This is a genomic window from Zhongshania aliphaticivorans (assembly GCF_902705855.1).
Lineage (GTDB): Bacteria > Pseudomonadota > Gammaproteobacteria > Pseudomonadales > Spongiibacteraceae > Spongiibacter > Spongiibacter aliphaticivorans_B.
The window spans coordinates 187,029-205,057 of record NZ_CACSIJ010000014.1 but is presented as its reverse complement, the minus strand read 5'-3'; the positions used below and the strand labels follow the sequence as shown (position 1 = coordinate 205,057).

19 protein-coding genes are annotated in these 18,029 nt (G+C 49.8%); 12 read left to right on the top strand and 7 right to left on the bottom strand.

Features of this window, described 5'->3' with window-relative positions; genetic code table 11:
* Positions 1-17: 17 nt before the first annotated feature.
* Positions 18-599, top strand: coding sequence for a YceI family protein (locus GVJ32_RS12985; protein WP_159240529.1), 582 nt, complete (start codon positions 18-20; stop codon positions 597-599).
* Between the two features lie 90 nt (positions 600-689).
* Here GVJ32_RS12985 and GVJ32_RS12980 read toward each other — a convergent pair whose 3' ends face one another.
* Entirely contained in the window at positions 690-2,066 is a 1,377-nt protein-coding gene (locus GVJ32_RS12980) for an ABC1 kinase family protein (RefSeq protein ID WP_159240528.1), read from the bottom strand.
* Between the two features lie 109 nt (positions 2,067-2,175).
* Here GVJ32_RS12980 and GVJ32_RS12975 point away from each other — a divergent pair, with 109 nt between their 5' ends.
* Positions 2,176-3,375: an Nramp family divalent metal transporter gene (locus GVJ32_RS12975; RefSeq protein WP_159240527.1), complete on the top strand. Its 1,200-nt coding sequence runs from the start codon at positions 2,176-2,178 to the stop codon at positions 3,373-3,375.
* A 7-nt stretch (positions 3,376-3,382) separates the two neighbouring features.
* Here GVJ32_RS12975 and GVJ32_RS12970 read toward each other — a convergent pair whose 3' ends face one another.
* Together GVJ32_RS12970 and GVJ32_RS12965 are read right to left on the bottom strand one after the other, a co-directional pair.
* Positions 3,383-3,682 (bottom strand): SET domain-containing protein-lysine N-methyltransferase, encoded by a 300-nt coding sequence (locus tag GVJ32_RS12970; protein ID WP_159240526.1) that lies wholly within the window; start codon positions 3,680-3,682, stop codon positions 3,383-3,385.
* Positions 3,683-3,790: 108 nt separating this feature from the next.
* Complete coding sequence (locus GVJ32_RS12965; RefSeq protein ID WP_159240525.1) at positions 3,791-4,561, bottom strand: dienelactone hydrolase family protein; 771 nt, start codon at positions 4,559-4,561, stop codon at positions 3,791-3,793.
* A 178-nt stretch (positions 4,562-4,739) separates the two neighbouring features.
* On the opposite strand from GVJ32_RS12965, the gene coaD reads away from it, so the two are divergent.
* The 8 genes from coaD (at position 4,740) to GVJ32_RS12925 (ending at position 11,756) form a co-directional block, all read left to right on the top strand.
* Positions 4,740-5,225, top strand: a complete 486-nt coding sequence (gene coaD, locus GVJ32_RS12960) for a pantetheine-phosphate adenylyltransferase (protein ID WP_159240524.1) — start codon at positions 4,740-4,742, stop codon at positions 5,223-5,225.
* 7 nt (positions 5,226-5,232) lie between these two features.
* A complete protein-coding gene (locus GVJ32_RS12955; protein WP_123181687.1) occupies positions 5,233-5,484 on the top strand; it encodes a YfhL family 4Fe-4S dicluster ferredoxin in 252 nt (83 codons plus the stop codon).
* A gap of 210 nt (positions 5,485-5,694) precedes the next feature.
* Positions 5,695-6,966, top strand: coding sequence for a dicarboxylate/amino acid:cation symporter (locus tag GVJ32_RS12950; RefSeq protein ID WP_159240523.1), 1,272 nt, complete (start codon positions 5,695-5,697; stop codon positions 6,964-6,966).
* Positions 6,967-7,007: 41 nt separating this feature from the next.
* Positions 7,008-8,186, top strand: a complete 1,179-nt coding sequence (locus GVJ32_RS12945) for a hydroxymethylglutaryl-CoA reductase (RefSeq protein ID WP_159240522.1) — start codon at positions 7,008-7,010, stop codon at positions 8,184-8,186.
* Between the two features lie 68 nt (positions 8,187-8,254).
* On the top strand, positions 8,255-9,178 hold the full coding sequence (locus GVJ32_RS12940; protein WP_159240521.1) for an alpha/beta hydrolase: 924 nt from the start codon (positions 8,255-8,257) through the stop codon (positions 9,176-9,178).
* A 37-nt stretch (positions 9,179-9,215) separates the two neighbouring features.
* Positions 9,216-10,433 (top strand): CaiB/BaiF CoA transferase family protein, encoded by a 1,218-nt coding sequence (locus tag GVJ32_RS12935; protein ID WP_159240520.1) that lies wholly within the window; start codon positions 9,216-9,218, stop codon positions 10,431-10,433.
* 480 nt (positions 10,434-10,913) lie between these two features.
* Complete coding sequence (locus tag GVJ32_RS12930; protein ID WP_103685199.1) at positions 10,914-11,180, top strand: hypothetical protein; 267 nt, start codon at positions 10,914-10,916, stop codon at positions 11,178-11,180.
* 168 nt (positions 11,181-11,348) lie between these two features.
* A complete protein-coding gene (locus tag GVJ32_RS12925; RefSeq protein WP_159240519.1) occupies positions 11,349-11,756 on the top strand; it encodes a lysozyme inhibitor LprI family protein in 408 nt (135 codons plus the stop codon).
* Positions 11,757-12,172: 416 nt separating this feature from the next.
* On the opposite strand, the gene GVJ32_RS12920 is transcribed toward GVJ32_RS12925, so the two are convergent.
* From GVJ32_RS12920 to GVJ32_RS12905, 4 genes are all read right to left on the bottom strand, one after another.
* Positions 12,173-12,826 carry an FHA domain-containing protein gene (locus GVJ32_RS12920; RefSeq protein ID WP_159240518.1) on the bottom strand — a complete coding sequence of 218 codons (654 nt, stop codon included), beginning with the start codon at positions 12,824-12,826 and terminating at the stop codon, positions 12,173-12,175.
* A 68-nt stretch (positions 12,827-12,894) separates the two neighbouring features.
* Positions 12,895-13,713, bottom strand: a complete 819-nt coding sequence (locus tag GVJ32_RS12915) for a Stp1/IreP family PP2C-type Ser/Thr phosphatase (protein ID WP_159240517.1) — start codon at positions 13,711-13,713, stop codon at positions 12,895-12,897.
* A gap of 89 nt (positions 13,714-13,802) precedes the next feature.
* Positions 13,803-14,120, bottom strand: a complete 318-nt coding sequence (locus tag GVJ32_RS12910; protein WP_159240516.1) for a hypothetical protein — start codon at positions 14,118-14,120, stop codon at positions 13,803-13,805.
* A gap of 2 nt (positions 14,121-14,122) precedes the next feature.
* Positions 14,123-15,496, bottom strand: a complete 1,374-nt coding sequence (locus GVJ32_RS12905) for a sigma-54 interaction domain-containing protein (protein WP_235035131.1) — start codon at positions 15,494-15,496, stop codon at positions 14,123-14,125.
* Between the two features lie 182 nt (positions 15,497-15,678).
* On the opposite strand from GVJ32_RS12905, the gene GVJ32_RS12900 reads away from it, so the two are divergent.
* Together GVJ32_RS12900 and GVJ32_RS12895 are read left to right on the top strand one after the other, a co-directional pair.
* Entirely contained in the window at positions 15,679-17,031 is a 1,353-nt protein-coding gene (locus tag GVJ32_RS12900; protein WP_159240515.1) for a cytochrome ubiquinol oxidase subunit I, read from the top strand.
* 3 nt (positions 17,032-17,034) lie between these two features.
* Positions 17,035-18,027: a cytochrome d ubiquinol oxidase subunit II gene (locus GVJ32_RS12895; protein WP_159240514.1), complete on the top strand. Its 993-nt coding sequence runs from the start codon at positions 17,035-17,037 to the stop codon at positions 18,025-18,027.
* The last annotated feature ends 2 nt before the right edge of the window (positions 18,028-18,029 follow it).

Sequence of the window (18,029 nt, the reverse complement as noted above, 5' to 3'; positions counted from 1 at the left end):
CAAAAGGAATGTGAACGATGAAAAAGTTAATTGCATTAGGCTTCACCGCACTATTGGGATTCAGCGGCGCATTGCACGCTGCCGAATATAAAATCGACACGGCCGGCGCCCACGCCTTTGTGCAGTTTAAAATTAAGCACCTTGGCTATAGCTGGTTATACGGTCGCTTTAATGACTTTGAAGGCCGCTTTAATTACGACCCCGCAAAACCTGAGGCTTCGACCGTAAACGTCACCATTAAAACCGCCAGCCTCGACAGCAACCACGCCGAGCGCGACAAGCATTTGCGCGGCAAAGACTTTTTGGCTGTCGACAAATACCCCACTGCCACCTTTAAAAGCACTAGCTTTAAAGCGCTTGGCGACGGTAAGGCTGAGCTGATTGGCACCCTGACTTTGCACGGAGTGAGCAAGCCAGTAACGATTGCGGTAACTGAAATTGGCGGCGGCAAAGACCCTTGGGGCGGCGTGCGTCAGGGCTTCCACGGCACTACCGAAATAGCCTTAAAAGACTTTGGTATCGACTATGATCTTGGCCCTGCTTCACAAATTGTCGAGCTAACTCTTGATATTGAAGGTATTGCCCAAACAATGATGTAAACCAAATGAACTTATTTGGCGTAGAAGTACTCGAAGTTTAGGAATTACCCTCATTCAGTCTCAATATATTTGGCCGCTTTGCGGCCTTTTTTATTTCTCAGATCCGGGCAGGTATTTTTCTACCACGCCATCCGCATTAAATTGCGCGTCTAGCAAGGCGATTAAGGCATATACCCCCATCAGCTTACGCATCACATATAAAAAATCCTTGGGTGGCAGCGCAAAATATTTGCTGATAGATGCCCCCACCGCGCGCTTGGCAATACGCTGCGGCAAACCACTGTTACGCCACCAATATTGCCCCTCTGCATTAATAGCCCGCGCCGGTACAGTCTCATCGATGGGACGCAGCGGCTCAGCGATATCAATACCAATATCCACAAAGTTATCGAGCACCGACTGGGGAAAGTGCGCTTTCATAAAACCCAAGCTAATCGACCGCTCTAAAAACAGCGACTTGTTGCGCTGACAGGCGGCCAGCAACATATCGCAAAACTCACCGGCAAAGCCATCGGGCAGTAAGCGCATGGCGCCAAAATCCAGTAACAGCAATTTATCGTCTTCGCCGCTTTCATCGATGCGGACCCGAAAATTGCCAAAATTCGGATCCGTCTGCATGCGGCGCCATTCAAATAATTCACTCAAAAATAATTCCAGCACCGCGCTACCCAAGCGATTGCGACGTGACTGAGATAACTCACTAACTTCAGGGGCATTGACCGAAGCCGCCTGCTCATAACTCATGGCAAGCACCCGCCGCGTACAAAACTCAGGGTAGCTTTTGGGCACCACAAAGCGGGGATCATCGCTCAGCGCGTTTCTTACAAAATCGAGGTCGCGGCGCTCCTGCTCGTAATCCACTTCCTTATGCAGCAGCAAACGAATATCGCCAAACCATTCATCTAAATTTCGGGTGCTAGGCATTAAGCGCGACACCTTCATTAGCTGCATTACTGCGCTAAAATCGGCGTCGATGGTGTCTTCCACCCCCGGATACTGCACCTTTATGCACAGTTTTTCACCGGTTTCACGCAGCACGGCACGATGCACCTGACCCAATGACGCCGCCGCCAAGGGCTGTTCGTCGATCTCTAATGCCAGTAATGCCTCTTCACCAAGTTCTTTAAGCAATACTTTTTGAATTGCCCGCCACGACATAGGCGGCGTATTGTCTTCTAATTTGTGTAAGGCCTCGGCAACCTCAGGCGGCATCATATAATCGCCGTAGGTCGCCATCATCTGACCGATTTTTACCACGCTGCCTTTTAAGCGGCCTAACTCCTCAACGAAAAAATCGATATTCTCTGTTCGTTTGGCCAGCGCCGCATCATCGTCGCCGGCAAGGCGCTGCCAAAGACTCTGCCGCACCGCCCGCGCACCGTAGCGAACCCCCAGTTTAGACAGCTCAAAACGGCGGGAAAACGCGCCGGTTTTAAGTCGGTGTAGAGATTTTTCCTTGTCACCCATAAATCATCTATGCCCTTTTCAACAATGCCCATCACTACCGCAAGAGACCTTAGTCACTTACTATTCCGCTACGAACAGCAGCAACCTGCATCCTAACAGGACAAGCACTATGAAACAGCTCCGCGCCCTCACCCTGATTGGCCCCGGCTTTGTTGTGGCGGCGACCGGATTAGGTGCAGGGGATTTAGTCGCCGCCGCCGTCTCTGGCGCCAGCCTCGGCACCTCTTTGCTGTGGGCCATTGCTTTTGGCGCACTGATTAAACTCGCCCTCAACGAAGGCCTCGCGCGCTGGCAGCTCGGCAGCGGCACGACCTTGTTAGCCGGATGGTTGCAGTATTTGCCGCGCTGGATGAATTACTATTTTCTAGTCTATTTATGTATTTGGGCCTTTCTCGTCGGCGCCGCACTAATGGCCGCCTGCGGCTTGGCGGCTAATGCACTGTTCCCACAACTCTCTATCAATAGCTGGGCGTCGCTGCATTCTATACTCGCCATCGTATTAGTTTTATTCGGGCGCTATTCCTTATTTGAACAGGCAATGAAAATACTCATTTTGTTGATGTTCGCCACCGTAATGGCGGCATTGCTGGCTAGCGATTGGTCGAGCATTGCTGACAGCTCATCCACGACACTCAACGACATCAATCAGCATTTTAATTTAGTCATGGCCCTGATTGGCGGGGTCGGCGGCAGCGTCACCTTGCTTTGCTACGGCTATTGGATGCGGGAAAAAGGCTGGCACAATGCTGACTCGCTTGGTCTTGCCCGCGTCGATCTCACCATTGCTTATACGATTACAGCGCTATTCGGTATGGGCATTATGATCCTCGCAGCGCAATCCGCACCGGCGTCAGAGTCCGGCACACATATACTACTGGCAATGGCCGACCAACTCGGCGTGCTGCTAAGCCCCATCTTCAAAGAGCTATTTTTAATTGGCGTGTGGGCTGCGGTGTTCAGCTCTATGCTTGGGGTATGGCAGGGAGTGCCGTATATTTTCACCGATCTAAGCGCCCAGTGGCGCAAAAATGTCGAGACCGTCGATACACGTAACAGCACGTATCGGCTGGCCCTACTGTATATCGCCATCCCACCCATTGCCCTGCTCTATATGGGCAAACCTGTTTGGCTGATTATTTTATATTCCGTCACCGGCGCTTTATTTATGCCGTTTTTAGCGCTCACGCTACTTTACTTAAATAACCGCATCATCATTCCAGCTTTGCGCTACGGCAAACTCAGCAATGTGGCGATTGTATTGGCACTCTTGGTATTTACGTTTATTGGCGGGCAATATTTTTTATCGTAATTGATGTCTAACTCCACTCGTCGCCGTAGTCGTGCAGGAGCTCGTCTCCCGCTGCGATATCACGCAACGCAACAACGCTGAAGTCATCGTAATAAATGACATTGGCAGATTTATGATGATTGATGTACTTGAGAGAACAGGTGACGTCGATCAAACGCCCGTCGGCCATCGTCAGCGTATGCAGGCCCGCCTCCCGTGCGGGACGGGTTGCGCAAAAACCCAACACGGTGCCCTCTGCTATATTGCTGCGTGCAAACAAGCCCTTGCCGTGAATTGCACTTTTTTCTACCCGATAACACTTTGCCATACACCGCCTCTGCCATTGTCGTAAAAAACAAACTGGAGGCGGGACAATTGCTCCCGCCCTGTTACGCATCACATCAAGTAACAGGGCGAAGCAATCACTGCGCCAATCTTACTTTGCCAACATCGACATCAGCGCTGCCCAACTTACTTGATCTGCGTGGGCATCATACGCGAGGGGCATGTCATATTTTTTACCAACGGCGGTAGAGCCAGGATTGGTAAAACTATGCATCACGCCGGGAAAGCTCAGCAGTTCAAAATCAACTTCAGCCGCCGTCATTTCCTCTACAAAACCCGCCACTTGTTTTGCTGGCACCATCGTATCTGCACCGCCGGTAGCAACTAAAACCTTGGCTTTAATCGTGCCTGGCTCCACCTTCATCTCAGTACCCAAGGAGCCGTGGAAGCTAGCCACACCGGCAAGATCAAGTCCGCGCCGCGCCTGATTCAGCACCACAGCGCCACCAAAGCAGTAGCCAATCGCAAATAATTTGTCGCCATTCACCGATGACTGCTTACGCAAAATGGCCAAGGCCGCATCAAAGCGCGCATTCATTTTTTCTGGTTCGGCAAGGGCGGCATTCATAAATGACATTGCATCTTTAGGATGCGTGGCCGACTTGCCGGTGCCGTACATATCAACCGCAATAGCGGTATAACCAGCTTCGGCAAGCTGCTTGGCACGTTGCCGCGCATAATCGTTTAAGCCCCACCACTCATGCACAACAACTACCGCAGGGGCGGGCGTGGTGACCGCGTCGTCGTGATACATCACCGCCGTTCCCAACTTATTTGGCAGGGTGAGTTTTTCTTCAACCACTGCTGCCTGCAAACTCGCGCTCGACAACATAGCCGCGAACAAGAAAATCATAAATCTCATGCCTAACTCCTTCTGTGTGTTAATGACAACGACATCGAATATACCGCTTTTGTGAGCCATAAAGTCAGAATCACAAAAATTTCACCGCTAAAGTGCCATTGTGGTAATTCTCAGTATCAACTTGTTACCCCTGTCTAATTTCGCTACCATTTCCGCCCCACAGATCCGGCGGTGATTTATGAAACGTATTGTTTATCCTGGGACGTTTGATCCTATCACTCGTGGCCATATCGATTTAGTTGAGCGCGCTTGTAAGTTATTTGACACCGTGGTGCTCGCCGTTGCCAATAGCGAAAAAAAGCAGCCGATGTTCGCTCTAAAAGAGCGCATGGATTTATGTGCAGAGGCCTTGTCGCATGTTCCTAACATTGAGGTTTGCAGCTTTACCGGCCTGACAGTTGAATTAGCAAAAGCACAAAATTGCACCGTGATTTTGCGCGGTGTTAGAACCGTGGCGGATTATGAGTACGAGTTACAACTGGCGAATATGAACCGCTCACTAGCCCCAAGCATCGAAACGGTTTTCCTCACCCCTGGCGAGTCGCTCTCTTATGTCTCTTCTTCCCTACTGCGCGAGATCGCCAGCATGGGTGGCGATGTGTCCCGCTTTGTACCTGACAACGTTAGCAAAGCATTAAACACCCGCTTCCCAGCCCGTAAATGAGTACACTATGGCACTGATTATCACTGACGAATGTATTAACTGTGACGTCTGTGAGCCCGAATGCCCAAACGAGGCAATTTATCAGGGCGACAGTATTTACGAAATTGACCCAGATCGCTGCACCGAATGCGTTGGGCATTTTGACGAACCTCAGTGCCAGCAAGTTTGCCCCGTCGATTGCATTCCCCTCGATCCCGCGCGGATGGAAACCGAAGAACAATTAATGAAAAAATACGAAACATTAATTGCCGTCGGTTAGGGCATCCCGCTCTCGTTGGCAAGAATAAGACCCCCTCGCCTAAATTGCCCCTCACAGCCGTCACTAACTCCTTAGCTAGGCGGTTTATTCGAATACCTCACTGGCCATTATCGGCCTAGCACGCTAGAGTAAAGCTGGCTCTTGTATTAATTACATCTTTTTTTCTAAGCCCATTGATCTCATCATTTAAGCCAAAGAGTGACGGTTACTATGCGAAATATTCCCCTGCACTGGCAAATCGTTGCCGCCATTCTGCTTGCTGTTGCAGCGGGTATTATCGGCGGCCCCGACGCAGGCATCGGCAGCTTACATTTCACTGCGGTCTACGCGTTTTTAGGGACGATGTTTCTCAATGCCTTAAAAATGCTAATTGTGCCACTGGTTATGTCATCCATCATCAGTGGCATGGCTGGTGTAGGCGGCGACAAGCTGGAAAAACTGGGCGGTAAAACCCTGCTGTTTTACGCATCGAGCAGCCTTATCGCTATTTTGATTGGCCTCGCTGTCGTCAATGTTATCGCCCCTGGTAGTGGCGACAATCAAGCCTTAGCCGCAACCATCAGCAGCAATGACCCCGAACTCAGCGACACCTTATCCAAAGTCGAGGGTCGCGGCGCCAGTGATATTGTGCAGGTCTTTGTACGCATGGTGCCCACCAATGTCGTGAGCGCCGCGGCCAACGGCGAAATGCTGGGACTGATATTTTTCAGTTTATTATTCGGTTTTTTCCTCGCCCGCAGTAAATCAGAACATGCCAAAACGCTGACCCAATTTTGGCAGGGCGTTATGGACATCATGACCGAAATCACTATGTGGGTTATGCGGTTTGCCCCCATTGGGGTATTTGGCCTAGTCGCAAAAACCGTCGCCATTACCGGCTTCGCGGCCTTCAAACCCATGCTGTTATTTTTCTTTACCGCCCTGCTCGCCTTACTTATTCACGCCTTTGTCGCACTGCCACTAGTACTTAAATACATCGCTGGGGTTAGCCCCAAAAAACACTATGCCGCCATGACGCCAGCACTACTGACGGCGTTTTCTACCGCATCTAGCTCCGCCACGCTGCCGCTCACTTTGAAAAGTATTCAAGAGGAATCTGGCGTATCCAAACAGGTCAGCGGCTTTGTGCTGCCCTTGGGTGCAACCGTAAATATGGATGGCACGGCCTTATACGAGTGCGTCGCCGCCATGTTTATTGCCCAGGTTTACGGCTTGGAATTAGGCTTCGTTCAACAATTCACTATTGTCATGATTGCGTTGCTTACCTCTATTGGCGTAGCCGGCATTCCTGCCGCTAGCTTGGTGGCAATCTCAGTAATTCTCGGTGCAATCGGTCTACCACTCGAGGGTATCGGTTTACTCTTAGTGACCGACCGCATACTCGATATGATTCGCACCGCGGTTAACGTATTTAGCGATTCCTGCGCGGCGGTCGTCATTGCCCGCAGCGAAGGCGAGGACACCTTAATCGCGTCAAAATAATCGCCGAAAAAAACTAGTAATAACAATAAAACGGATACTTTATGACTGACCGCAAACCTGTCCCCCGCATAAAGGGGGATAATTATTCCGAAGATGCCGCCACACTGCGCCGCGCATTTATAGAAGAACAAACCGGTGTAAAACTTAAGCACACCAGCCACTATTCAATTGACCCAAGCAGCGTTGAAGGCAATGCCGAAAACTTTATCGGTGTGGTGCAAATGCCGGTTGGTGTCGCTGGCCCCTATCTCATTAATGGCGAACATGCACAGGGAGTTTTTTATGTGCCGATGGCGACCACCGAAGGTACTCTGATTGCGTCTTACAGCCGTGGTATGCGGGTAATTTCTGAGTCGGGTGGTGCCACCGTCACTGTCATAGAAGAGTTTATGCAGCGCGCGCCGCTATTTGAATTTGCCAGCGCCCGCGACGCACGGCATTTTTCAGACTGGCTAGATCAACAGCACACCGCCATTCGCCAACAAGCCGAAAGCACCACCTCCGTCGGTAAATTACAGCATATCCAAAAATGGGTCATCGCCAATAAATTATTCACCCGCTTCAATTACACCACCGGCGACGCCGCCGGACAAAACATGACTGGCAAAGCAACCCACAAAGCCTGCCAATGGATACTGGGCAACTACCCCGGCGTTGTAGAAAACTTCTCGCTATCAAGCGGTATAGAAACCGACAAAAAGCATTCGCATATGAATCTCTTGCACAGCCGTGGCAAGAAAGTCGTCGCAGAAGCCACCATTAGCAAAGATGTATTAAAAGACCTTATGCGCGCCGACCCTGAGCGTATGTTTCGCCTTAGGCAGCGCACCATGCTTGGCAGCTTATTGGCAGGTTCTGCCTACAACGGCCCGCACTCCGCTAATGGCATCGCCTCAATGTTTATTGCCACCGGCCAAGACGAGGCTAATGTGGTGGAATCACATACCGGCATCGCGTTTATGGACTTAACGCCAGCGGGGGATTTGTATTATTCCGTCACCCTGCCCTCAATAATTTGCGCTAGCTACGGCGGCGGCACTGGCTTAGCGACCCAACGTGAATGCCTCGAAATGATGGACTGCTACGGGCAGGGTAAGGCACGTAAATTAGCGGAGATTGTTGCGGCAACGGTACTTGCCGGCGATCTCTCTTTAGCCGCCGCCATCGTTGCCGATGAATGGGTATCTAGCCACGATCAACTTGGTCGCAATAGACCTTAGTGTTGCACTCCCATTGAATTAAAAACTGTGTCTTAGCAGCCTAAACAACATAAAAAATAAATTAAAATATGAAAATAGAGAACCTTAATCCGCAGTTACAAAAAGCCTATCGTCGAATACCGGCGATTCCGCTTCACAATGCAATTTTACTTCGAATTATTCAATTTATTTCAAAATTTCAAGCCACGCCAAAATCAATGCTTGGCGTTTCCATAGAAAATCACAGCGTTGGCAAGAGTGCCGTACGGGTTTACCGGCCTAGTGGAACAACATCAGGCGCGGGCTTACTGTGGATACACGGCGGTGGATATATTATTGGTAGCGCCGCCATGAATGATCGCGAATGCGCGCTTTACGCTAAAAACTTGAACATAACTGTGGTCTCTGTTGATTATCGCCTTGCGCCACAGCACCCATTTCCAGCCGCCTGCGATGATTGCTTTATGGCCTGGCAATGGTTTATAGACAAGGCAAAAAACTTAGGCGTATCGCCAGACCGTATTGTGATTTCTGGGCAAAGTGCCGGTGGTGGACTGGCAGCAGGACTCGTCCAACGCATTCACGACAGCGGTGGAATTCAACCGGCGGGCCAAGCATTATTCTGCCCCATGCTGGATGATCGCACCGCAACACGCACCGAACTAGACGCCTTAAAACATCGCCTATGGAGCAATAAAAACAACCGTGGTGCATGGGCACATTATCTTGGCCAAGCACCTGGCTTGGCGCAGGTACCGCTTTATTCCGTACCTGCACGCCGAGACAACTTAAGTGGCTTACCGGCAAGCTGGATTGGCGTTGGTGATATAGACCTGTTTTACGAAGAAGATCAACGCTATGCCGAGCGCCTTACAGACACCGACGTGAACTGTGAGTTTAAAATTATTTCCGGTGGCCCACATGCCTTTGAAGCCATAGTGCCCGCTGCGCCGGTAAGCATCGAACTTTTCGAATCTAACTACCAATTTCTGCGGCGTGTATTAGCGCTCTAAAATACTTACTAACCCAATCTTGAGCCGACAACAAAATATGCTTAACGAATCTGCACCCTCAAATACTGGCCCACTGAAGGGCATCCGTATTTTAGAGCTTGGCCAACTTATCGCCGGCCCTTTTGCCACTACAATGCTTGGATATTTTGGTGCCGAAGTGATTAAAATCGAACCGCCAGGTATTGGCGATCCTATCCGTCGCTGGCGCAGCATGAAGGGCGACACCTCCCTGTGGTGGTATAGCATTGCTCGTAATAAAAAATCGGTGACGGTAGATCTTCGTCACCCCGACGGTCAGGCCTTGGTGCGCGATCTTGCCGCACAATGCGATGTCTTGGTCGAAAATTTCCGGCCCGGCGTAATGGAAGAATGGCAGCTGGGACCAGAGGACTTAAAAGCCGCTAACCCCGACCTGGTTTACACCCGTATCTCTGGCTACGGCCAAACCGGCCCTTATGCAGAAAAGCCCGGCTTTGCCTCTGTATGCGAAGGAATCAGCGGCTTCCGCCACCTCAATGGATTTCCCGGCGAAGCACCGGTAAGACCGAATTTAAGTCTTGGCGACAGCATTGCGTCACTGCACGCGATTATCGGCATTTTAATGGCCCTTAACGCTAGAGATCGCGGCGTACATAAAGGCCAAGTGGTTGATGTCGCGCTGTATGAAACCATGTTTAATATGCTCGAATCCGTGGTGCCGGAATACGCCGAGGAAGGCATTATCCGCGAAGCGTCTGGCACCACCTTAACCGGTATTGTTCCAACCAATACCTATCGCTGCCAAGACGGTAAATTTGTCATTATCGGTGGCAATGGCGATTCGATTTTTAAACGCTTGATGACCGAGATTGGGCGTAGCGATTTTGCTGCAGATACGGCGATGGCCGACAACGCCGGTCGCGTTATCCATCAACAAAAGATTGATGATGCGATCAGTCTCTGGTGCAGTCAGCACACTATACGCAGCGTGATTGAAAAACTTGAGGCAGTGAGAGTACCGGCCGGCCCAATTTACAATGCCGAAGACATGGCGAATGATCCACATTTTCAAGCTCGTGGCCTATTCGAAAAAGTAGCCATCGACGCAAGCAATAGCGTCACCATTCCGGGCATGTGCCCTAAACTAGATGGCACACCCGGTGGCACTCAATGGGCAGGGCCACGCCTTGGTCAACACACCGAGCAAGTATTGCGAGAATTACTAAATATGTCCGCAGATAAATTAGAATCACTTAAAAATAACGCTGTAATTTAGTCGCAACTTTATTCACAACTAGTCTTGCTGTTCTCATTAATTCAGTAGTACGAGATAAATCAAAAAATTGAAGGGCGGAGATAAAATATCGCCGTCCTTTGTTTTACGCCCATTTCAATGTCTTAGTTACGTTCTACGTAATTAATAAGGCTTTCACTCACCGTTTTCGCACTAAATTGCCCCTTATCAGCATCATAAAAATTGCTATTACAGACAAATTGCTTGCATTGCGTCATAATATTCGCCGCAATGCCTTTCAGTATTCCCTCGCCTTCCTAAAATCGGTTGGTAATTTAGCGGGTTTTTATGCTCGCTGGGCCAGCATCGCCAGATCGACCTTTTAAATACAGATGTAGTGATTACGCGCTTTCGTCAACAATTTCACCAAAAGCGATCACCTACGCCATCAATTCAAAGCCTTCTGCTGCGCTCTTATTGGCAAGCTATGGCAGCACTAATTTGCAAGGAAACAGTTTGAACATGCAGGATAAAATTACCGCTATATTGAATTACCTAAATGAAAACAAAACCCGTTGTAGCAATAATGCAGCGGCAGAGGCATTGGGCATAACCGCACCAGAGCTGAAAAAGCTGTTGGGAGAGCGCCGACCCGAAACCTCATGGCTAGTTAATTATGGTACCGGCGAACCCGCAGGCTACAGCGCCGACGACAAGCACCCAGATCTTTATCGCACAAAGCGTATTATTAAGTCTGCGGAAGTCTTAACTCGTAATCTCGATTTATAACAGGAATTGCGCAACATCAAAACGGCGACACCAAGCCTCGCCCTTGCCAATTGAAGTCTAAATCGGGAATATTGACGCTAATTAAAGCCCTGAGCTTATAACACTGCATCTAATTGCTGGTCGAAGCATCAGAGCGACGTTTTCGCCCCGCAGCAGATGGAGGCTTTTATGCTTAAGCTATGCTTTTACATTGGCATTATATTTTTCACTGCACTGGCGCAGTCCTCAGAATCAGGCACTGCCAGTTGTACGCTGGACGGCACCCAGCTAGAAATGAATAGCTGCGCCGCCCAACAGCACCACGAACAAAAAGCGGCGTTTGACGACGCACTTGCAGAAATACTCGCGATTGCTAAATCTAAGAATCAGGGCTTTGGCCCACAGCCCGACGATATTCAACGCTCCCAAGATGCTTGGTTAACGTACGCAGAGCAGCACTGCCACCTGCTGTTAAGCTGGGGCGGAAGTATGGCCACTATGCAATACCATTTGTGCATGGCTGACTTGTATAAAGAACGCCAAAAGGAAATCCAGATACATATCTGCCACCCTGCCCTTGGTGCCTGCACACCTTAATTCCCAGTATTTAAAGGGTAAACACCAAGCGTGCCGAGCCCGGCCTCTGCCACGTGGTTTCTACCTCAGCCAAGGGCGACTACAGGTCTCGATTTGCAAACCCACGCGAAAAACAACCTTCATCATGTCTCCTACCCCCCCTACCAACGCGGCATTAGACACGCTCCCCAAGCCGCTGCCCATTAGGCTCTAGCCCACTGCTACGTAAAGCTGCCGCCGGCAGGTTTTGGTTCATCAAACTCGGTATCTCGAGGCGGGGCGTCATAGGCATGGACAACAGCGGCGTTCATTACATATCTCCTTCCCTACTAAAGCAAAGCCTCACTGTAAATCGCTAAGCGCTATCAAGTTCACGAGGCCGTAAATAAAAAAGGCACGACGCTGAGGTCGTGCCTTAAAAGAAACAGAGAGACTGATTACATCACTTGCGGCGCAGCGACCATAACAAACTTTAACTGAGTGCCCGCAATTTCCACCACATCGCCGCTACTTAGTTGGCGTGGCTGTAAGCCAATCTCAACCCCATTGAGCTTAGGTGTGCGGCCATCTTTACCTTCAATATGTTCGAGGTAATAGTCCTGCTGGCGACGACTAATTGCCGCCACTTGGAGGCCCGCCTTACCCAATTTGCTTAGCGGCTTGTTCAAGGTCATTTCGCGTCCAGCTGAACCACCATTTTGAACCTGCAATTTACCAATCATCGGTATTGGCGCTGCTGCCGCTGGCTTGGCGCTTGGCCGCATCGCGATGGTCTTTTCAACTTCGGCATCGCCACTGGAATAAGCTTCACTATGATAGGTCAGTGAGTGCTTACCAATCGTAATGTAGTCGCCATTCTTGAGGGGATGTCGGGTAATCGCCGCACCATTAACAAATGTGCCATTGGTACTACCAAGATCAATTAGAAAGCTGTCTTTCAGCACCGTTTCAATGGCGGCATGGCGTCCGCTTACCGCCAAATTTTCAATACAAATATCATTGTCAGGCGCACGGCCAACGGATATCCGCTCCTTATTCAGCGGAAAATCTTCAAGCACTCTACCCTGAAAACTGAGAACCAGCTTAGCCATAATCCTTATCCGTAATTGACCTGTATTCCCTAGGTGAGGCGCAGCGACATAGCAGCGTGTCAGTCACCCTAATCAAACCAGTCCAGCTCTTCTTCTGATGAGCTTTCCTGCCCAGCTACAACTTTGTCTACGTGCACGACAATAATCGAAATATTATCATTGCCGCCGGAATTATTCGCCATTTTCAACAATTGTGTAGCAGCTAGCTCTGGCTCTGCGCCACAGGTGGCTAAAACCTCGCCAATTTCAGGGTCTGTCACCATACCGGTCAAGCCGTCGGAGCATAGTAAATACACATCCCCTTCCCGCAACAGCTCTTCCAAGAGGTCCACTTCAACAATATCAGCAAGGCCCAAGGCGCGGGTAATCACATTTTTATTGCGGGAACGACGTGCTTCGTCTTCCGTATACACCTTGCGATCTAGCATCTCTTGAACCAAGGTGTGGTCAGTGGTGAGTTGATCTAAAAAACCTTCACGGAATCGGTACAGTCTAGAGTCACCAACGTGGGCAACCGCAAGCCTAGCCCCATCAAAACTCGCCGCCACCAAAGTGGTGCCCATTCCCTGACGGTCGGTATTGCTAAGTGAATTCTCATAGATCACCATATTAGCCGCATAAATAGCGTCGCGCAGCGCTAAGGTCTGCAATGAGAACTCTGACATTTCAGCAACAGTGTCGTCACTACTTGGATCCATCGCTAAATATTGCGTAAAACCCTCTATGGCCAAGGCGCTCGCCACTTCACCAGCGTTGTGGCCGCCCATACCGTCAGCCACCAAAACATAAGCCTCATCGAGGGCTAGGTGAATTGCGTCTTCATTGTGATCACGCACTCGACCAATATCGGTCACGCCAAAGGCACGTATTAGTGTTTTCTCTTCCATGATTTTACGCTTAATGGGAATTGAAACCTGAGTATAGACAGCGGCTTTTAATATGGTCAATGTCGAGCGGAATATAAGCCCGCCGCTAGCTAAGCCTCAGGAAAGAAAATCGCCCAAGAAGAAGCTTCACCAACAAGTAAACTTAAACCCTGTTTGTCGGGTTTAGCACAAGCTCGCAGCTTCACCTCTATTGGCATACGCCCTGCTTGCGGAGAAAAATACACCACTAGATCGCAGTGCAAACGTCCTTCGGACTCATGGCGATAATACACCGCGCACCCATCAGCATTTACATCATTAGCCAAGGCCGTTAAGACCTGCGCCTCGATACCATCCAAGGCGGGAGCAGCTAACATCGCATCGCCAAGATTGCAGCAGTACCATGTGTCATTTAGCATCGTATTCATAACTAGGTGCCGAGTTTTCTATAGAGTGACCGCAAACTAATACCTGCAATATCTGCCGCTTTAGCTTTATCGCCATCGCAATAAATTAATAGCTCATTCAAATAGTGTAGCTCTTTTGTTTTTAAATTTTCCCAACGTTCTTTTTTTTCATCATTTCGCGGACTAACATCTAACATACAACGCTCTAATATTTTTACATCAATAATATTTGAATGTGCAAAAATTATTGCGCGCTCTAAAACATTGCGAAGCTCCCTAACATTGCCCTCAAAATAGCTTTTTTCTAGCACTTTAATCGCCGACTCAGTAAGGTGATACATATCTTTTTTACTGAATTTTTCCAATATAGATTTAGCGATAAGAGAAATATCTTCACCGCGCTCTCGCAAAGGTGGAAGCACTATCGGAAAGGCATTTATTCGATAATAAAGGTCTTCACGGAATTCGCCACTGGCAACACAGGCAGATAAATTTTTATGGGTGGCGCAAATTAATCTAAATTGCGCCCGCTTAAGTTCAGTACTGCCCACGGTTCGATACGTGCCGGTTTCAATCAAGCGCAATAATTTAACCTGCATACCCATTGATACGTCGCCAATTTCATCTAGAAATAGCGTGCCGCCTTCCGCTGTTTCCAACAAGCCGCGTTTATTTGATGTCGCGCCGGTAAACGCTCCCTTAACGTGGCCGAATAGCTCACTTTCAAACAGGGTTTCGGTGAGGCCCGCGCACTCAACCGTCACCAAAGGTCGACTGCTGCGACTGCTCGCATCATGAATCGCTTTTGCGGCCAACTCTTTACCAGTGCCAGATTCCCCCATCAGCAATACCGAGGTATCTCTTTTCGCCACCAAATTAATCATTTCAACTAGGGTATTAAATGCGGGACTGCGGCCAACCATCGTCTGTGTGCTCAATTCAGCGCTGGCAATATGAACGGGCTTAAGAATTTCTACAAAGTACTTTAGCTCACCGTCGTCGCCACGGATGGGCAGCATTTCAACGTCGACATACTCCTTGCCCCGTGGCGTGCTATGAATGTGCAGCACGCGCTCTTTATTGCCGGAGCTTTTACAGGCCGCCAGCGGGCAGCTTTCACCGGCTTGGTCACAAGGCACTTGGTAGCCGTGGGAGACTTGATAGCAACGCGCGCCCTTATCGACATCAATTTCGCCAAAGGTTGAACGGTATAGCTCATTCGTTGCCAATATTCGGTAGTCAGCCGACACCAATATGGCAGGGTAATCGAAGCCATCGAGCATATAGGCAACGTCTTTGTCTGAATCTTTGGCGATAAGCTGCATGGTATTGTCATTTCTGTCATTTATTTTTGCCAATAATGACAATTCGGCAGCAACTTTACCAGCACAACGCAAGCGAAGCGCATTGTGTTTATAAAATACTATATATAAACCAATGACTTAATGTGTATAGCCACAAGTATTACATGCATGGCATGTGCATTGCTCTATGGTAGTAAGTGCCATTGGCGAAACTTGCGACAGCCACCGGATGAAGATTCAAAAACAGTAGCGCAGCTCTCACTAGGATGATCAATATGGATTTCGACCCCTTCATTTTGGCCCGCATCCAATTTGCGACCAATATAAGCTTCCACATCCTGTTTCCGGCCATATCTATAGGCCTCGGCTGGATTCTGCTGTTCTTTCGGCTGCGCTTCACCCAAACCGGCGATCAAGCGTGGGAATACGCCTACCAATTTTGGGTAAAAATCTTTGCCCTCACCTTTGCCATGGGGGTGGTATCGGGCATTACCATGAGCTTTCAATTCGGCACCAACTGGCCGGGCTTTATGGAAAAAGCTGGCAATGTGGCGGGACCGCTACTGGGTTACGAAGTCCTAAGCGCGTTTTTCCTCGAAGCCTCTTTTCTCGGCATTATGTTATTCGGTAAAGACCGCGTCTCTAACCGTATGCATTTAATCAGCTCCTTCTTGGTAGCCTTTGGCACCACTTTGTCGGCGTTCTGGATTCTCAGCCTTAACTCATGGATGCAAACCCCCACCGGCTACTATCTGGAAAACGGCGTGGTCATGGTCGACAGCTGGATGGAAGTGATCTTCAACCCCTCCTTCCCCTACCGCTTTTTCCATATGCTCATAGCTTGCCTATTGACCTCTGCCTTTGTGATTGCCGGTGTTAGCGCCTGGCGGGCGCTGCGCAATGTCGACGGCCCCGCTACGTGGAAGGTAATGAAAACCGGTGTGATGATGGCCGCCGTGCTGGCCCCTATTCAAATACTGGTTGGCGACTTTCACGGTTTGAACACCTTAGAACATCAGCCCGCCAAAATTGCAGCGATGGAAGCGGTATGGGAAACCGAGAAAGGCGCGGCCTTTACGCTATTTGCGCTGCCCGACGAAGAAAGCAAAACCAACCGCTACGCCATTGAAGTGCCCTACGCGGCGAGCTTTATTCTCACCCACGACCCAATGGGTGAAGTAAAAGGTCTCAATGAATTTGAGGGCGAACACCCACCGGTTGCCATGGTGTTTTGGTCTTTCCGCGTAATGCTAGCGGTGGGTGGCCTTATGCTACTAGTGTCGTGGTGGGCGGCCTGGCAGTTACGAGGCAAAAACACCCCTACAAAACCGCTGCTATACGCCCTCTCAGCCATGACCTTCTCAGGCTGGATCGCGGTTTTAGCAGGCTGGTATGTCACCGAGATTGGCCGTCAGCCTTGGATTGTCACCGGCGTACTTAAAGTGCAAGACGTAGTCGCCGACCACAGCAGCGCCACCGTGGGCGGAACCTTAATTGGCTATATATTGCTCTATGGATTTCTGCTGGCCTCCTATATCGGCGCCCTACTTAACCTGTCACGCAAACCCGCTGCATCACTTAAGCTAACGGCCGTCAGTGCACCCCAAACCGTTAACAAAGAGGTCTAAGCAATGGAATATTGGCTACCAATTATTTATATGGGCATTATGGGTCTGGCCTTATTGATCTATGTGATTCTCGACGGCTACGACCTCGGTGTTGGCATGTTAGTACCACTGGCAAACGAGGCCGAAAAAGACATGATGATCGCCTCTATTGGCCCCTTCTGGGACGCCAACGAAACTTGGATTGTCCTCGGTATTGGCGTACTACTGATCGCCTTTCCCGTCGCCCACGGTATTATTCTCACCAGCCTATATTTGCCGGTCACTATCATGCTGATGGGTTTAATTCTGCGCGGCGTGGCCTTTGATTTACGGGTAAAAGCCGGCGATCACCGCCGCGGCCTGTGGAATAAAGCCTTTTTTGCCGGCTCCTTAATCGCCTCATTAGCGCAGGGTTGGATGCTTGGAGCCTATATCACCGGCCTGCATTCCAGCGCCACCAGCCTACTATTTTCCGCTCTTATCGCGATGACCCTACCTGCCCTCTACCTTATATTAGGCTGCGGCTGGCTGTTAATGAAAACCGACGGCGAACTGCGCAACAAAGCCATCGGCTGGGCGCGCATGGCAATTTGGCCGATGGGGCTAGGGCTGTTTATGGTGTCTATTGCCACCCCGCTGGTAAGCAGCACGATTGCCGAGAAATGGTTCACCCTACCCAATGCGCTGTACTTAATGCCCATTCCGATGATTTGCCTATTTTGCTACGGCCTCATTGTGGCGGCGCTAAACAAACCCACCATGCTCGATAAAAATCGTAGCTACTTGATTTATGCCTGCACCGTCGCGATCTGTCTGATGGCAAGCCTAGGACTGGCCTACAGCTTATTCCCCGACATTATTATTGGCGGCCTAACTATTTGGGAATCTGCCGCGTCGGTGAAGTCTCTGCAATTTACCTTAGTGGGCGTGGTGATCACCCTGCCCGTGATTTTGTTTTACACCTATTTTGTCTACCGAATATTTCATGGCAAAGCCACCGCACTGTCTTATGAATAAGT

Coding starts and splice junctions, on each gene's coding strand:
- GVJ32_RS12985 (WP_159240529.1), top strand. CDS start 18: ATGAAAAAGTTAATTGCATTAGGCTTCACCGCACTATTGGGATTCAGC.
- GVJ32_RS12980 (WP_159240528.1), bottom strand. CDS start 2,066: ATGGGTGACAAGGAAAAATCTCTACACCGACTTAAAACCGGCGCGTTT.
- GVJ32_RS12975 (WP_159240527.1), top strand. CDS start 2,176: ATGAAACAGCTCCGCGCCCTCACCCTGATTGGCCCCGGCTTTGTTGTG.
- GVJ32_RS12970 (WP_159240526.1), bottom strand. CDS start 3,682: ATGGCAAAGTGTTATCGGGTAGAAAAAAGTGCAATTCACGGCAAGGGC.
- GVJ32_RS12965 (WP_159240525.1), bottom strand. CDS start 4,561: ATGAGATTTATGATTTTCTTGTTCGCGGCTATGTTGTCGAGCGCGAGT.
- coaD (WP_159240524.1), top strand. CDS start 4,740: ATGAAACGTATTGTTTATCCTGGGACGTTTGATCCTATCACTCGTGGC.
- GVJ32_RS12955 (WP_123181687.1), top strand. CDS start 5,233: ATGGCACTGATTATCACTGACGAATGTATTAACTGTGACGTCTGTGAG.
- GVJ32_RS12950 (WP_159240523.1), top strand. CDS start 5,695: ATGCGAAATATTCCCCTGCACTGGCAAATCGTTGCCGCCATTCTGCTT.
- GVJ32_RS12945 (WP_159240522.1), top strand. CDS start 7,008: ATGACTGACCGCAAACCTGTCCCCCGCATAAAGGGGGATAATTATTCC.
- GVJ32_RS12940 (WP_159240521.1), top strand. CDS start 8,255: ATGAAAATAGAGAACCTTAATCCGCAGTTACAAAAAGCCTATCGTCGA.
- GVJ32_RS12935 (WP_159240520.1), top strand. CDS start 9,216: ATGCTTAACGAATCTGCACCCTCAAATACTGGCCCACTGAAGGGCATC.
- GVJ32_RS12930 (WP_103685199.1), top strand. CDS start 10,914: ATGCAGGATAAAATTACCGCTATATTGAATTACCTAAATGAAAACAAA.
- GVJ32_RS12925 (WP_159240519.1), top strand. CDS start 11,349: ATGCTTAAGCTATGCTTTTACATTGGCATTATATTTTTCACTGCACTG.
- GVJ32_RS12920 (WP_159240518.1), bottom strand. CDS start 12,826: ATGGCTAAGCTGGTTCTCAGTTTTCAGGGTAGAGTGCTTGAAGATTTT.
- GVJ32_RS12915 (WP_159240517.1), bottom strand. CDS start 13,713: ATGGAAGAGAAAACACTAATACGTGCCTTTGGCGTGACCGATATTGGT.
- GVJ32_RS12910 (WP_159240516.1), bottom strand. CDS start 14,120: ATGAATACGATGCTAAATGACACATGGTACTGCTGCAATCTTGGCGAT.
- GVJ32_RS12900 (WP_159240515.1), top strand. CDS start 15,679: ATGGATTTCGACCCCTTCATTTTGGCCCGCATCCAATTTGCGACCAAT.
- GVJ32_RS12895 (WP_159240514.1), top strand. CDS start 17,035: ATGGAATATTGGCTACCAATTATTTATATGGGCATTATGGGTCTGGCC.